This is a genomic window from Streptomyces sp. NBC_00775 (assembly GCF_036347135.1).
GTDB classification, from domain to species: Bacteria; Actinomycetota; Actinomycetes; order Streptomycetales; family Streptomycetaceae; genus Streptomyces; species Streptomyces lutosisoli.
The window spans coordinates 3,972,727-3,988,263 of the sequence record NZ_CP108938.1 but is presented as its reverse complement, the minus strand read 5'-3'; the positions used below and the strand labels follow the sequence as shown (position 1 = coordinate 3,988,263).

Genomic DNA, 15,537 nt, shown 5'->3' with positions numbered 1-15,537 from the left:
TCAGTCCACCGTCACGTAGTCGGGGCCGGAGTAGCGGCCGGTGGCCAGCTTCTGACGCTGCATCAGCAGGTCGTTGAGGAGCGAGGACGCGCCGAAGCGGAACCAGTGGTTGTCCAGCCAGTCCTCGCCCGCCGTCTCGTTCACCACGACCAGGAACTTGATGGCGTCCTTGGTGGTGCGGATGCCGCCGGCCGGCTTCACGCCGACCTGGATGCCGGTCTGGGCGCGGAAGTCGCGGACCGCCTCCAGCATGAGGAGCGTGTTGGCCGGGGTCGCGTTGACGGCGACCTTTCCGGTCGAGGTCTTGATGAAGTCCGCACCGGCCAGCATGCCGAGCCAGGAGGCGCGCCGGATGTTGTCGTACGTGGACAGCTCGCCGGTCTCGAAGATGACCTTGAGGCGTGCCGCCCCGGAGGCCTGCTTCACGGCGACGATCTCGTCGTACACCTTCATGTAGTTGCCCGCGAGGAACGCCCCGCGGTCGATGACCATGTCGATCTCGTCGGCGCCCGCGGCGACGGCGTCGCGCACGTCGGCCAGCTTCACGTCCAGCGCGGCGCGGCCGGCCGGGAACGCGGTGGCGACGGAGGCGACCTTCACGCCGGAGCCGGCGACGGCCGCCTTGGCGGTGGCGACCATGTCGGGATAGACGCAGACCGCGGCCGTGGAGGGCGTCGTGCGGTCGGTCGGGTCCGGGTGGACCGCCTTGACGCCGAGCGCCCGGACCTTGCCCGGGGTGTCCGCGCCTTCCAGCGTCGTCAGGTCGACCATCGAGATGGCGAGGTCGATGGCGTACGCCTTCGCGGTGGTCTTGATGGAACGGGTACCGAGCGAGGCGGCGCGCGCCTCCAGGCCGACCGCGTCTACGCCGGGGAGCCCGTGGAGGAAGCGGCGCAGCGTGCTGTCGGACGCGGTCACGTCCGTGAGTGCGTGTGCAGCGGGTGCAGTGGTGGGCATGGTCACCAGCCGAGCATATCTACGCGCGTAGCGGCTGTACACCCCCGGGGTCCTTCTGGGGCTCTGCCCCTTCGACCCCGTGGGTTGTTCGTCGGCTGCGGGCCGGTGGGGGTTGCTCGCGCAGTTCCCCGCGCCCCTTCGGCGGGGCTTCGCCCCGATCCCCCGCCCGCCCCGGTTTCTTTGGCTGCGGGCCGGTGGGGGCCGTTCGCGCAGTTCCCCGCGCCCCTTTTAGGGGCGCGGGGAACTGCGCAATCTTTTAGGGGGGTCTGGGGGCGCAGCCCCCAGGTACGGGATGGGACGGGTAGGGGCGGCGGGGGCGAAAAACGCCTCGGCACCCCCACCACGCGCAAGCCCGCCGCAGGCGTCCGGCAGAATCGGGGCCATGACCACCCCGGATCACCAGCCACCCGTACCGGACGCCTCGCGACCCGAGTCGAAGGACCGGATCTACCGGTCGCCCGCCGGTATCGCGGGCGGCGCACTGCTGCTCGTCCTCGCCGGCTGGCTCGGCATCGACGCGCTGGCCTCGGGGCACGGCCGCACCCCCTGGCTGGCACTCGCCGCGCTGATCCTCGTCGTCCCGCTGGTGTCCGCCTTCACCCTGCGCCCCGCGGTCTACGCGAACGAGGACCGGCTGCGTATCCGCAACCCGTTCCGCGTCATCGTGCTGCCCTGGGGCCAGGTCGCCTCCCTGCGCTCGAGCTACTCCAACGAGGTCGTCGACACCTCCGGCACGAAGTACCAGCTGTGGGCGGTCCCCGTCTCGCTGCGCGCCCGCAAGAAGGTGGCCAAGCAGCAGGCGCGGGGCGCCACGTCGGGCCCGGGCGGTGGCCGCGCGTCCTCGTTCGGCCGTTCGACCCCCGGCTCCGCCGCGTCGACCCGCGCCCAGACCGACCAGATCATGGACGACCTGCGTGACCTGGCCGAGGCCAGGGCCTCCGAGGAGAGCGCGCAGGGCGAGGTCAGTGTGCGATGGGCGTACGAGGTGATGGCGCCCGCGGCCGCGGGGGCGATCCTGCTGGCCATCCTGCTCGCGGTGGGCTGACCGGGCCCCCTCGTACGATTCACAGGCTTCTCGGCTAATTAACGGGGGCACCACCACACCTCCGGCCCGCCTGTCTGGGAAGCGACGCATCGATGAGTACGAGTCTTGAGGGGCCGCTGCGGCTGCCCGCCTCCGCCGTTCCCGACGGCTGCCGTTCCTGGGACGGCGAGTCGGCCTGGCGGTGGACGCGGGCGCTGCCGCCACGCTGGGTGCCGCTACGCGTCCTGTCGGTTCACCTCCTGAGCGTGCCCCTCCTCGCCTCGGCCTCGGCCTTCCTCTGGCTGTTCGGCGCGGACATGTCCCCGTACCTCGCCGCGCTGCTCGCACTCCACGTGGTGTGGATGATGCAGCTGCCGGAGATCGTTCTTGTCTCGGCGCCTGCCCTGATCGTCGCCCTGGCGGTCGAGCGGCCCGGGCTCCCGTGGGCGATTCCGCCGGCCGTGGCGCTGGCCCTGTCCTGGGCGTCCGCCCTTGTACGGCTGCGGGCCAGGACGCGGCAGCGCCACGCGGCCCTGAACGCGGCCGACGGTGTGACCGCCCCGCTGCCGGGCGCGGCCAAGCCGCTGGAGCGCGGGATCTTCCTGCTGTGGGCCGGGCTCCTGCTGGCCGTGCTCGGCGCCGTCGTGCTCGCGCTCTCGGGTCTGCCGGACGCCGCCCAGGACCGGCAGGGCGTGCGGATGGGGGGCTGCTTCGTCCTCGGTCTGGGGCTGACCGTCGTCCTCTCCGGCCTGCTGGGCCGCCGTAGGGCCAGGCTCCTCCGCCGTACGCCCGTGCCCGTACTGCGCGTGCGGATCCGCGACAACGAGGACGTCTGCACGGAGGTGTACGCCGCCGACGACTGGAAGGCACGGCGACCGCTCTTCGTCGTCCCGCTGCGCGAGTCCACCGACGCTCACGATCATGACGACGACATGGACGACGAGGAGCTGGAGAGACTCCTCGACGAGCTCGAAGACGACCCGGCCCCCGGGCCCCTCCGCGAAGCCCTCCTCTACGGAGTCCCTTACGACGGCGCCGAGGTGGTCGTCGTCAGCGCTGCCGAGGAACCGGGCGAGCCCCCGGTCGTCGAGTGGTCGACCGGAGTCGTGCGGCCATTCTCGGAGGCGGCCGTGCGCCGTCGTACCGCCAAGGAGAAGGCCCTCGCGGCACGCGATGCCGCGTACGAGGAGCGGAGTGCGGCGGCGAGCGCGGCGGTGCGGGAGAGTGCCGAGCCGGTACGGCGCTGGCGCGCGGGCTGGCCGGACTGGCTGTCCGCCGCCGCCATCGTCGTGTGGGGCGCGCACTTCTTCTGGGGCGAGACCGGACTGTGGCGGTACGCGATCGGCATCGCGCTCGGCGCCTTCGGCGTCTGGATGCTGCCCGCATGGGTCGCCTGGCGCATCACCGCGGACGGCGCGGGGCTGTGGTTCAACGGGCTGCGCCGCACGCACCACATCGCCTGGGACCACATACGGATCGTCCAGTGCAAGCGCAACCACCTGAAGATCGACAGCCACCGCGCCACCTTCCCGGAGTGGTCGGCCTTCGGCCCGCGCTGGCCCTGGCTGGAGCGGAAGCTGGGCCTGATCCACCCGTACGAGAAGGCGGCCGCCCAGATCACCGCCATGTGGCAGGACCCGGCGCTGCGGCCGGCCGGCGACAGCGGCGAGCGGGAGCTGGGCCGGCCGTTGTGGCCGGTGGCCGTGGTGGCCGGCCTCGGCTGGGTGGCGCTGCTCGTCCTGCTCCCGTAGCCGGGCGGCCGTGGACTGCCCCCGTCGTCAGGGCGCGCTGGGCCACACCAGAAGCATGTACGCGCTGCAGTACGCCGAGCCCAGTACCGCGGCCGTGAGGGCGAGTGTCCGCAAGCGGCGGGAGGCGCGGGCGAGGTGCAGGGCCGGCGGGAGCAGCAGCGGGAAGCCGGGGAGGAGGAAGCGGGCGCGGGGGAAGTACACGCCGCCGCTGCCCAGGACGATCAGGAGCAGGACCCCGGTGAAGACGAGCAGGGGGAGCGGCTGGCGGTCCCACGCGGAGAGGACGTACAGCGCCACCGACGCGAGCAGCGTCACGGTCACCATCACCAGGAACAGCTCGGGCGTCGAGTCGTCCGCCAGGACCTCCCGCAGCCGGCGCACGGTCTCCACGCCGCCGTCCCACTCGTTGTGCCACAGCCGCTGTACGGCGAAGTAGCCGTCCCAGCGGCCCAGCCGCAGGCCCACCCAGCCGACGTAGGCGAGCCAGCCCGCCGGGGCGAGGGCGGCGGCCACGGCGGCGCGTGCCGAGAAGCCGCGGCGCAGGGAGAGCAGGGCCGTCACGGTGACCGCGGCGGCCAGCGCGATGCCCGTCGGGCGGGTCAGCCCCGACACCGCGGCCAGGGAACCCGCCCACAGCCAGCGGCCGGTGAGCACCGCGTACAGCGCCCACGCGGCGAACGCCGTGAACAGGGACTCCGTGTAGCCCATCCACTCGACCAGGCCCACCGGGAGCGCCGCCCACAGGACGGTCAGTAGCACGCCCACACGGCGGCCGTGCAGATGGCTGCCCACCGAGTGGATGCCCCACGCGGCGAGGAACGAGCTCGCGACCGCGATCACCAGGCCCGTCGTCGCCCGGGTGCCTGGCGTCAGCACCGCGACCGCCTTGACCAGGAAGGGATAGAGCGGGAAGAAGGCGAGGTTGTTCGCGTCGTAGGCGCTGCCCAGGTGGTGCGTGTAGCCGTGTTCGGCGATGCCCAGGTACCAGCCCGCGTCCCACTCCGTCGCCAGGATCGGCCAGAGGCCGTGGTGCTGCCGGTGGGCCCACAGGGCGAGCAGGAGCAGACCGGTGACGCGTACGGCCGCGTAGGCCAGGAGCGCGGGGGCCGCGCGGCGCAGATGGGCCAGGAGTCTGGCGGCGCGGGTGGCGTCCCGCGGCGGGCGCCGGATGTTCGGGACGAGTCCGCTCGGGGCGTTCCGATGCGGGGCGGATGTCGGCCGGGAAGCGGTCGAGGGCACGCGGCAGCTCCTGGGACTCGGTGTGCGCTACCGGTAACCGTTCCTCGGTCACGCGGTCGCGCACGGGAGCGCTGCGTCAACTGCCGTGCGGAAATCACCCGTAAGGGCGGCGGAAAGGGCTTCGCCCCGGGTGGGCCCGTCACCGTCCGCGCGACGGTGACGGGCCCACCCGGGCGGTGTCAGCGGTGTCAGATACCGGCCGCGGCCGACAGGTCCCGCTTGATTGCCGTCAGCAGCTCGGTGGCCTTCGCGTGGGCCGCCGGGAGGTCGTCGTGGGTGCCCACGGGCACCACGACCTCCAGGTAGCACTTCAGCTTCGGCTCCGTGCCGCTCGGGCGGACGATGACGCGGGCGCCGTCCAGCGTGTAGCGCAGACCGTCCGTCGGCGGGAGCTTGTCCGTGCCCTTGGTCAGGTCCTCGGACTTCGTGATCGCCAGACCCGCGAGCTCGGTGGGCGGCTGTTCGCGCAGCCGCCGCATGGCGTTCGCGATGACCGACAGGTCCTCGACGCGGACCGAGAGCTGGTCGGTGGCGTGCAGGCCGTACTCGACGGCGATGTCGTCGAGGAGGTCCAGGAGCGTGCGCCCCCCCGCGGCGGAGCCGCTATTGGACTCAGCCTTGAGTTCGGAGGCGAGCTCGGTGATGAGGAGGGCGGCGGTGATGCCGTCCTTGTCGCGTACGCCGTCCGGGTCGACGCAGTAGCCCAGCGCCTCCTCGTACCCGTACCGCAGACCCTCCACGCGGGCGATCCACTTGAAGCCGGTGAGGGTCTCCTCGTACGGCAGCCCCGCCTTCCCGGCGATCCGGCCGAGCAGGGAGGAGGACACGATCGACTCGGCGAACGTGCCGCGCGCGCCCCGCCGGACCAGGTGCTCGGCGAGCAGCGCGCCGACCTCGTCGCCGCGCAGCATCCGCCAGTCGGCGCCGGCCTTCACGGCCACGGCGCAGCGGTCGGCGTCCGGGTCGTTGGCGATGATCAGGTCCGGGCCGGTCTCGCGGGCCTTCGCGAAGGCGAGGTCCATCGCGCCGGGCTCTTCCGGGTTGGGGAAGGCGACGGTGGGGAAGTCCGGGTCGGGTTCGGCCTGTTCGGCGACGAGGACGGGGGCGGGGAACCCGGCCCGGGCGAAGGCCGCGAGCAGCACGTCCTTGCCGACGCCGTGCATCGCCGTGTAGACGGTGCGGGCGGTGCGGGCGGAGCCCCGCGCCAGTACGGCGTCCGTACGGGCCAGGTAGGCCTCCAGTACGCCCTCGTCGAGGGTTTCCCAGCCGGAGTCCGGGCGGGGTACGTCGGCGAGTGCGCGCACCGCGTCGATCTCCGCCGCGATCTCGGCGTCCGCCGGGGGCACGATCTGCGAACCGTCGCCGAGGTAGACCTTGTAGCCGTTGTCGCGGGGCGGGTTGTGGCTGGCGGTTACCTCCACGCCGGCCGCCGCGCCGAGGTGCCTTATGGCGTAGGCGAGGACGGGGGTGGGGAGCGGGCGGGGGAGTACGGCCGCCCTGAGGCCGGCGCCGGTCATCACGGCCGCGGTGTCGCGGGCGAAGTCCGCGGACTTGTGGCGGGCGTCGTAGCCGATGACGACGAGGCCGTTCGTCTCGCCCTTGCTCTTCAGGTACGCGGCGAGGCCGGCGGCGGCGCGGATGACGACGGAGCGGTTCATGCGCATGGGGCCCGCGCCGAGTTCGCCTCTCAGGCCGGCGGTGCCGAACTGGAGGGTGCCGCTGAAGCGGGCGGCGAGCTCGGGCAGGGCCTCGGCGTCGATGAGCTTGGCGAGTTCGTCACGGGTTTCCGCGTCGGGGTCCTCGGCCAGCCACGCCTTGGCCCGTGCGATGAGTTCGTCCTGCACCTCGGGTGCACCTCTCTCTTCGTTCGTACGTTGCTGTGTACCCGGTTTTTCCTCGCCCCCGCCGCCCCTACCCGTCCCATCCCCCAGGGGCTCTGCCCCTTCGACCCCGGGGGTTGTGTTTCGTCTGCGGGCCGGTGGGGGCCGTTCGCGCAGTTCCCCGCGCCCCTAAAAGGGGCGCGGGGAACTGCGCAGCCCTCAGGGATGGGCGGGGCGAGGAAAGTCCTACAGGCGGTCCAGGACCTTGGTCAGGAGTTCGCCCATGCGGGCGGCGGAGTCGCGGCCGGCCTGGAGGACCTCCTCGTGGTTGAGGGGCTCGCCCGTCATGCCGGCGGCGAGGTTGGTGACGAGGGAGATGCCCAGGACCTCGGCACCGGCCTCACGCGCGGCGATGGCCTCAAGGGTGGTCGACATCCCGACGAGGTCCGCCCCGATGACCCGCGCCATCCGGATCTCGGCCGGCGTCTCGTAGTGCGGGCCGGGGAACTGCGCGTACACGCCCTCCTCCAGCGTCCCGTCGATCTCCTTGCACAGGGCGCGCAGGCGAGGGGAGTAGAGGTCCGTCAGGTCCACGAAGTTCGCGCCGACGATCGGCGACGTGGCCGTCAGGTTGATGTGGTCGCTGATCAGCACCGGCTGCCCGGGGCGCATGCCCTCGCGCAGACCGCCGCAGCCGTTGGTCAGCACGATGGTCTTGCAGCCCGCGGCGACGGCGGTACGCACGCCGTGCGCGACGGCGGCGACCCCGCGGCCCTCGTAGTAGTGGGTGCGGCCCAGGAAGACCAGGGCCCGCTTGTCGCCGATCTTGTACGAGCGGACCTTGCCGCCGTGGCCCTCCACCGCCGGCGGGGGGAACCCGGGCAGCTCGGTGACCTGGAACTCGGCGTCGGGGGAGCCGAGCGCGTCCACGGCCGGCGCCCAGCCGGAGCCCATCACGAGGGCGACGTCGTGGGTCTCGGCGCCCGTGAGCTCGCGCAGGCGCGAGGCGGCGGCGTCGGCGGCGGCGTAGGGGTCGCCCTGGATGTCGTCCGGAAGAAGAGATGCGTTCACGCGCATGAGCGTAGCTGGTCCAGGCCTACGCGCGTAGATGACAGAGCTCACGGTCTTGCGATCGTTGTCTTGTCGTTTCCAACAAAGGGGACCCTTCGTTGGAGACGGAGGATTCCCGGGGTGCCCCCGCGCCGGAGGCTTCAGCAGGGGCGCTTGCGCAGCTCCATCACATAGTCGTGCGGCGCGCCCGCCGACTCCGCCGCGTCCGCGATCTCACCGAGGTACCGCGCGGAGGGCAGTCCCCCCTCGTACCCATTGAGTACGTACACCCACGCCGGCTCCTCCCCCTCCAGCGTGTGCACGCGGACGCGCATCCGGCGGTAGATGTCGAGGCCCACGCCCTCCCAGCGGTCCATGGAGTCCTCGTCCAGGGGCGCGATGTCGTACAGCGTCACGAAGACCTGGGAGCGCGGTGCCTCGACGATCGTCGCGAGCGCGCCCTCCCAGCCCATGTGCTCGCCCCCGAAGGTCAGCCGCCAGCCGTTCAGCCAGCCGGTGGCGCGCAGCGGCGAGTGGGGAGCGCGGCGTGTCATGAGCCGCGGGTCGAGATTGCCGGCGTACGCGGCGTAGAGCGACATGGGGTCGAGGGTACGGCAGCGACACGTACGCCTCTTGCGTAACAGAAGGAGCTCGGATGCACGGGCGGTGCCCCCCTGGGCGGAAGCACCTTGAAGCGTGCGGGACAATGGAGTACGTGACTCGGATCGTGATCATTGGTGGCGGACCCGGCGGGTACGAGGCGGCGCTGGTCGCCGCGCAGCTCGGCGCGGAGGTGACCGTCGTCGACTGCGACGGTCTGGGCGGGGCGTCGGTGCTCACCGACTGCGTGCCGTCGAAGACCCTTATCGCTACGGCCGAGGTGATGACCACCTTCGACTCGTCGTACGAGGAACTGGGGATCATCGTCGCCGACGACACCCCGCCCATGGAGCAGGCCGCCCGGGTGGTCGGGGTCGACCTCGGGAAGGTCAACCGGCGTGTGAAGCGGCTCGCGCTCGCGCAGTCGCACGACATCACGGCCTCCGTGACCCGGGCCGGCGCGCGCGTCCTGCGCGGTCGCGGCCGGCTCGAAGGCATGCAGGGCCTGGACGGCTCGCGCAAGGTCGTCGTACGGGCCGTGGACGGCACCGAGGAGACGCTCACCGCCGACGCCGTGCTCATCGCGACCGGCGGCCACCCGCGTGAGCTGCCCGACGCGCAGCCCGACGGCGAGCGGATCCTGAACTGGACCCAGGTCTACGACCTCGACGAACTGCCCGAGGAGCTCATCGTCGTCGGTTCCGGTGTCACCGGTGCCGAGTTCGCCGGTGCCTACCAGGCGCTCGGGTCGAAGGTGACCCTCGTCTCGTCCCGTGACCGCGTGCTGCCCGGCGAGGACCCGGACGCCGCCGCCGTCCTGGAGGACGTCTTCCGGCGCCGCGGCATGAACGTCATGGCCCGCTCCCGCGCCGAGTCCGCCAAGCGGGTCGGCGACCGTGTCGAGGTCACGCTCTCCGACGGCCGGGTCATCTCCGGTTCGCACTGTCTGATGGCCGTCGGCGCCATCCCGAACAGCAGCGGGATGGGCCTGGAGGAGGCCGGGGTCAAGGTCAGGGACTCCGGGCACATCTGGACCGACAAGGTGTCCAGGACCACCGCTCCGGGTGTGTACGCCGCCGGTGACGTGACCGGCGTCTTCGCCCTCGCGTCCGTCGCGGCGATGCAGGGACGTATCGCCATGTACCACTTCCTGGGCGACGCGGTGGCCCCGCTGAACCTCAAGACGGTCTCCTCGAACGTCTTCACCGACCCCGAGATCGCCACCGTCGGCTACTCGCAGGCCGACGTCGACGCGGGCAAGATCGACGCCCGGGTCGTCAAGCTGCCGCTGCTGCGCAACCCGCGCGCCAAGATGCAGGGCATCCGCGACGGCTTCGTCAAGATCTTCTGCCGTCCCGGCACCGGCATCGTCGTGGGCGGTGTGGTCGTCTCCCCGCGCGCTTCGGAACTGATCCATCCGATCTCGATCGCGGTCGACAACAATCTGACGGTCGAACAGATCGCGAACGCGTTCACCGTGTATCCCTCTCTGTCGGGCTCGATCGCCGAGGTCGCCCGGCAGTTGCACACCCGCAAGGCCACGGGCGAAGGCTGACGGTTTCCGGCGACTCTCCGCTGGTCACGGGGAGTTGTCGACCATTCGTACGGCATAGGCGGCACGAGTAGGCGCGTATACCACTTCGTGCCCTGCCGTGCGAACAACTTCTGTTATTCGGCGCAAACTGCTGAAAGCAGACGGTCGTTGGGGTTACTGTCAGTTTCGTGTTCGCTGCAGAACGTCGCCAATTGATCCTCGAAATGGTGCGAGCGAATGGAGCCGTGTCGCTCCGTGAGCTCGCCCGCGTCGTCCAGACCTCCGAAGTGACCGTACGGCGGGACGTGCGCGCACTGGAGGCAGAAGGACTCCTCGACCGCCGGCATGGCGGTGCGGTATTGCCGGGCGGGTTTACGCGGGAGTCCGGCTTTCCGCAGAAATCGCATCTCGCGACCGCCGAGAAGACGGCCATCGCCGATCTCGCCGCGGGTCTCGTCGAAGAGGGCGAGGCCATTGTGGTGGGGGCGGGCACCACCACGCAGGAGCTGGCTCGCCGGCTCGCGCGGGTGCCCGGGCTGACCGTCGTCACCAACTCCCTTCTGGTGGCACAGGCGCTGGCCCATGCCAACCGCGTCGAGGTCGTGATGACCGGCGGCACCCTGCGCGGTTCCAACTACGCCCTGGTCGGCTCCGGCGCCGAGCAGTCCCTCCAGGGGCTGCGCGTCTCCCGGGCCTTCCTGTCGGGCAGTGGGCTCACCGCCGAGCGCGGGCTCTCCACGTCCAACATGCTGTCGGCCTCGGTCGACCGCGCGTTGGTGCAGGCCGCCGCGGAGGTCGTCGTCCTCGCCGACCACACCAAGCTCGGCACGGACACCATGTTCCAGACGGTGCCGACCGACTTGATCACCCGCCTGGTCACGGACGAGCCACCCCCGCACGACGACCGCGCGGTCACCGAACTGCAGGCCCTGGCGGACCAGGGCGTACAGATCGCGGTGGCCGGGTCATCCGCATCCGGCGGCGCGGGAGGCGATCCCGTCCCGGCGGGGCGCCAGCCACGCCGGGACGTACCGCTCCCCGGGCCGCGCCGCGGCCAGGTGGTACCGGGCGCGGGGCCCCAGCTGCGCAGCGCGACGGTCCTGGGCGAACAGCCCCAGGGCGAGCGCGCACGGGTGGCGGATCTTCGCCGCCGCTGAGCGATCGGCTGGAAATCCGGTGCGTCGTCCGCGGGCCCGTCGTGGCTGGCCGCTCCCCACTCTCGGCTTCGCTTGAGCGGGGGGACCCCCATCGCGGCGGAGCCGCATGTCGACACAGCCCCGCGCCCCTTCAGGGCGCCGCCCGCCCTGCCCGCCTCTCGCGCACCGGGCCGCCGCACCGCGCGAGGTCCGAACCGGCGTTGCGCGTTCAGCGCGAAGTCCGAACCGCCGTTGCGCGTTCCGCGCGGGGCTGCGCCGGGCGTCGGCACGCAGGGCGCGCCGCGCCCCGGGGTTCTCCGGGGGCCCGGGCGCCCCCGCTCTCTCCCGTGCGGTCGTGCCCACCACGGCATTCACCTGCCCTCTCCTGCCCCGCGGCCGCGGTTCACCGTGCCATCGGGGGCTGCCGAACGGCCTTCCCGTGCGGGAGCAAAGCCGTATCTTGTTCTGGTACGTCCCTTGGCGGGAGCAGCGCCGGGAGAGTGTGCATGGAGATCAGCGGTGCGGACGGGCGCCGCGTGCTGCGGCTCGTCCGGGAGGCCGAAGAGGCCGGATCCGTCGAGGAGTTGCGGGAGCGCGCGCTGCTGGCGCTGATGGAACTGATCCCCTGCGACGCGGGCCAGTGGTACCGGCTCTCGGCTGACTCCCTGACCACGGGCCTCGCCGCCCTCTCCCATCCCGAGGGTTCCTTCCACGAGGACCCGATGGTGATCTACAACCATCCCCTGGACCACCCGCTGACCGAGGTCATGCTCCAGACACCGACCCCCGAGGCCTGGAAGGTCAGCGACGTGGCCGGGGACCGGCAGTGGCAGCGCACCCACTGCTTCAACCTGGACTTCCGGCCCTTCGGGATGCGCCGGCACCTCGTCGCCTCGGGCGGCTCGGACACGACGATCGTCAAGGGGTACGCCCTCGTCCGCAGCGGCAGCGACTTCAACGAAAGGGAACGCGACCTCCTCGGCTTCGCGCAGCTCCAGCTCGCGGCGGCGGAACGCCACCTGGCCGAGCGCAAGCGCCTGATCGCCCTCTCCGCCGTAGCCCTGGAACTGGTCGGCAGCCAGGGCCGCGGCGTCGCCGCCCTCGACGAGCACGGACACCCGTACGCCCTCAACGCGGCCGCCGCCGCCCTGCTGCCCCTCGTACGCGAGGACCCCCGCGTCGCCGGGACCGTGCCCTTCGCCGTACGCCATGTCGAGGTACGGCCCCTCTCCCCGACCGCGCCCGGGCTCCCCACACTCCTGCTGCTCCGCGACCTCGCCCAAGGGCGCGCCGCCGCCCGGCTGTTCGGCGTGACCGAGCAGGAGCACCGGACCCTGGTGCACCTCGACAGCGGCCGTACGGCCACGGAGGCGGCGAACAGGATGGGGCTCTCGGCGGCGACCGTACGCGGCTATATCGCCTCCCTGCACCGGAAACTGGAGGCCGGGCACACGGCGGCGCTGCTGCGGCGCGGCAGGGACCTGGGGCTGCTCGACGACTGACCGTCGACACGACCCTGACGTGGCCCTGACGCGGCCCGCCCTCCGGCACGCGAGGACACGACATGTCGCGACCGGTCAGAATTGACGGATGGTCATGGGCCAGGTCCGGTCGCTTCACTGGGGGCAGGACGTCCCGACCAGGGGCGGTCTGCCTAGGGGGACTTCGATGACCGCGACGCCGTCACGCGCACATACCGTTGCCGAGGCCACCGCTTCGGGGGCCACGACAGGCCGCAGGATCATGGCGGTCACGGCGGCGCTCGGCCCGCTGCTGTTCGCGGCCGCCATAGCGCTCATTCCGTACGGGACCGCCGACTCCAACAGGGAGATGATCAACCAGATCGCCGACCACCGGTCGATCACCGAACTCACCGTCTGGGGCTGGGTACTGGGGACGATCGCCCTCGTGGCCGGCACGGTCGTCGTGGGGCTGCTGGCCATGCGGTACTCGCCGAAGCTCGGACTGTGGGGGATGCTCCTGCTCGGCACCGGAATGGCGGCGATCTCCGTGACGCCGTCGCTGGACGTGGTCGCGCTCGGCGGGCTCCACAAGGGCGTGAGCCAGTCGGTGCTGGCCAAGATCGGGGACGGCACGTTCGAGCTGCCGGTGGTCGGTGTGCCGACCCTCTACTTCGTGTTCGCGCACGTCGTGGGCGCGATCCTGCTCGGGGTGGCGCTGCTGCGGGGCCGGGTGATCGCGCCCTGGGCGGCCTGGGTGCTGATCCTGTCGATGCCGCTCAACGTCGTCGGTTACGCGGGCGGCATCATGCCCGTCACCGTCCTCTCCTTCGTGATGATGGGCATCGCCTTCGGGGTGGCGGGCCTGGTCATCATCCGCCAGGGCATCGGCTGGGTGCGTACCGCATAGCCACGGGGGACGGGGGAAGAACGAAGCGCCCGGCGGACTGACTGCTCCAGTCCGCCGGGCGCTTCGGGTGTCACACAGAGACTGAGTGATCAGTCCTTGATTTCGCAGATGGCGGCGCCGGAGGTGACGGACGCGCCGACCTCCGCGCTCAGGCCCTTGATGGTGCCGGAGCGGTGGGCGTTGAGGGGCTGTTCCATCTTCATGGCTTCCAGGACGACGATCAGGTCGCCTTCGTTGACTTCCTGGCCTTCCTCGACGGCGACCTTGACGATGGTGCCCTGCATCGGGGAGGCGAGGGTGTCACCGGAGGCGACGGGGCCGGACTTCTTGGCGGCGCGGCGCTTGGGCTTGGCGCCGGCGGCAAGTCCGGTGCGGGCCAGCGACATGCCCAGCGAGACCGGCAGGGAGACCTCCAGGCGCTTGCCGCCGACCTCGACGACCACGGTCTCGCGGCCCGGCTCCTCCTCGGCCTCGGTGTCGGTGGAGGTCGTGAAGGCGGGGATCTCGTTGACGAACTCGGTCTCGATCCAGCGGGTGTGGACCGTGAACGGCGCGTCCGAGCCGCCCAGTTCGGGGGCGAAGGCCGGGTCGGTGACGACCGCGCGGTGGAAGGGGATGGCGGTGGCCATGCCCTCCACCTGGAATTCGGCGAGGGCGCGGGCGGCGCGCTGGAGGGCCTGTTCGCGGGTGGCGCCGGTGACGATCAGCTTGGCGAGCAGGGAGTCCCAGGCCGGGCCGATCACGCTGCCGGACTCCACGCCCGCGTCCAGCCGCACACCCGGGCCGGTCGGCGCGGCGAAGGCGGTGACGGTGCCCGGGGCGGGCAGGAAGCCGCGGCCGGGGTCTTCGCCGTTGATGCGGAACTCGATGGAGTGGCCGCGCAGTTCGGGGTCGCCGTAGCCGAGAGGCTCGCCGTCGGCGATGCGGAACATTTCGCGGACCAGGTCGATCCCGGCGACTTCCTCGGTGACGGGGTGCTCGACCTGCAGGCGGGTGTTGACCTCCAGGAAGGAGATCGTGCCGTCCATGCCGACGAGGAACTCCACGGTGCCGGCGCCGACGTAGCCGGCCTCCTTCAGGATGGCCTTGGAGGAGGCGTACAGCTCGGCGACCTGCGCGTCGGAGAGGAACGGCGCGGGCGCCTCCTCGACCAGCTTCTGGTGGCGGCGCTGCAGCGAGCAGTCACGGGTGGAGACGACGACGACGTTGCCGTGGGAGTCGGCCAGGCACTGCGTCTCCACGTGGCGGGGCTTGTCGAGGTAACGCTCGACGAAGCACTCGCCCCGCCCGAACGCGGCGACCGCCTCGCGCACCGCGGACTCGTACAGCTCGGGGACCTCCTCCAGGGTGCGGGCGACCTTCAGACCGCGCCCGCCACCGCCGAACGCGGCCTTGATCGCGATCGGCAGGCCGTGCTGCTCGGCGAACGCCACGACCTCCTCCGCGCCGGAGACCGGGTCGGGGGTGCCCGCGACCAGGGGGGCGCCGGCGCGCTGGGCGATGTGCCGGGCGGCGACCTTGTCCCCGAGGTCACGGATGGCCTGCGGGGGCGGGCCAATCCAGATCAGGTTGGCGTCGAGAACGGCCTGGGCGAACTCGGCGTTCTCGGACAGGAAGCCGTAACCGGGGTGGATGGCATCCGCCCCCGCATCCTTGGCGGCCTGCAGCACCTTGGCGATGTCCAGGTAACTGGTGGCCGGGGTGTCACCGCCCAACGCGAACGCCTCGTCCGCCGCACGGACATGCAGAGCGTCCCGGTCCGGTTCCGCATACACGGCAACGCTCGCGATCCCGGCATCCCGGCACGCCCGGGCCACGCGGACAGCGATTTCGCCACGGTTGGCGATGAGCACCTTGCGCACGATGGCTCCCTCCTTGAAACAAGCCGAGTTTAGGGACTGCCGACACGACCTTTCGACCCGTCCCCAGTGGTGAGCTTGCCCACACGGAGCGTGATGCGAGGCTTGCCCGACCCTCAAAATCCCTTGTCGCACCACGGCACGCAGGAATCCTTCCCTGAACCCTAGCCCTCCGATGTGGTCAAGGTCTCTGTCCC

At 71.7% G+C, this 15,537-nt stretch carries 11 protein-coding genes and 1 pseudogene; 6 read left to right on the top strand and 6 right to left on the bottom strand.

All coding sequences use genetic code 11. The annotated features are described in order from the left end of the window. Window positions 1-957: a deoxyribose-phosphate aldolase gene (gene deoC, locus OIC96_RS17630; RefSeq protein WP_330306911.1), complete on the bottom strand. Its 957-nt coding sequence runs from the start codon at window positions 955-957 to the stop codon at window positions 1-3. A gap of 382 nt (window positions 958-1,339) precedes the next feature. On the opposite strand from deoC, the gene OIC96_RS17625 reads away from it, so the two are divergent. Together OIC96_RS17625 and OIC96_RS17620 are read left to right on the top strand one after the other, a co-directional pair. Next, entirely contained in the window at window positions 1,340-2,002 is a 663-nt protein-coding gene (locus OIC96_RS17625) for a PH domain-containing protein (RefSeq protein WP_330306912.1), read from the top strand. Window positions 2,003-2,094: 92 nt separating this feature from the next. After that, entirely contained in the window at window positions 2,095-3,732 is a 1,638-nt protein-coding gene (locus tag OIC96_RS17620) for a hypothetical protein (protein WP_330306913.1), read from the top strand. Window positions 3,733-3,759: 27 nt separating this feature from the next. Here the strand turns inward: OIC96_RS17620 and OIC96_RS17615 are convergent, their stop codons facing one another. The 4 genes from OIC96_RS17615 to OIC96_RS17600 form a co-directional block, all read right to left on the bottom strand. Beyond that, window positions 3,760-4,971 (bottom strand): hypothetical protein, encoded by a 1,212-nt coding sequence (locus tag OIC96_RS17615; RefSeq protein WP_406502027.1) that lies wholly within the window; start codon window positions 4,969-4,971, stop codon window positions 3,760-3,762. 188 nt (window positions 4,972-5,159) lie between these two features. After that, on the bottom strand, window positions 5,160-6,815 hold the full coding sequence (locus OIC96_RS17610) for a phospho-sugar mutase (protein ID WP_330306914.1): 1,656 nt from the start codon (window positions 6,813-6,815) through the stop codon (window positions 5,160-5,162). A gap of 222 nt (window positions 6,816-7,037) precedes the next feature. Further along, entirely contained in the window at window positions 7,038-7,862 is an 825-nt protein-coding gene (locus tag OIC96_RS17605) for a purine-nucleoside phosphorylase (RefSeq protein ID WP_327431221.1), read from the bottom strand. Between the two features lie 140 nt (window positions 7,863-8,002). Next, entirely contained in the window at window positions 8,003-8,440 is a 438-nt protein-coding gene (locus tag OIC96_RS17600; protein WP_330306915.1) for a gamma-glutamylcyclotransferase, read from the bottom strand. A 50-nt stretch (window positions 8,441-8,490) separates the two neighbouring features. On the opposite strand from OIC96_RS17600, the pseudogene OIC96_RS17595 reads away from it, so the two are divergent. The 4 genes and pseudogenes from OIC96_RS17595 to OIC96_RS17580 form a co-directional block, all read left to right on the top strand. Further along, window positions 8,491-9,996: pseudogene (locus OIC96_RS17595) on the top strand (NAD(P)H-quinone dehydrogenase); the annotation flags it as partial. A gap of 167 nt (window positions 9,997-10,163) precedes the next feature. Continuing rightward, window positions 10,164-11,132, top strand: coding sequence for a DeoR/GlpR family DNA-binding transcription regulator (locus tag OIC96_RS17590; protein ID WP_327431223.1), 969 nt, complete (start codon window positions 10,164-10,166; stop codon window positions 11,130-11,132). Between the two features lie 485 nt (window positions 11,133-11,617). Then, window positions 11,618-12,613, top strand: a complete 996-nt coding sequence (locus tag OIC96_RS17585) for a helix-turn-helix transcriptional regulator (protein ID WP_330306916.1) — start codon at window positions 11,618-11,620, stop codon at window positions 12,611-12,613. A 166-nt stretch (window positions 12,614-12,779) separates the two neighbouring features. Further along, complete coding sequence (locus OIC96_RS17580; RefSeq protein WP_330306917.1) at window positions 12,780-13,481, top strand: hypothetical protein; 702 nt, start codon at window positions 12,780-12,782, stop codon at window positions 13,479-13,481. 89 nt (window positions 13,482-13,570) lie between these two features. On the opposite strand, the gene OIC96_RS17575 is transcribed toward OIC96_RS17580, so the two are convergent. Beyond that, window positions 13,571-15,343 (bottom strand): acetyl/propionyl/methylcrotonyl-CoA carboxylase subunit alpha, encoded by a 1,773-nt coding sequence (locus tag OIC96_RS17575; RefSeq protein WP_330306918.1) that lies wholly within the window; start codon window positions 15,341-15,343, stop codon window positions 13,571-13,573. Window positions 15,344-15,537: the final 194 nt, after the last annotated feature.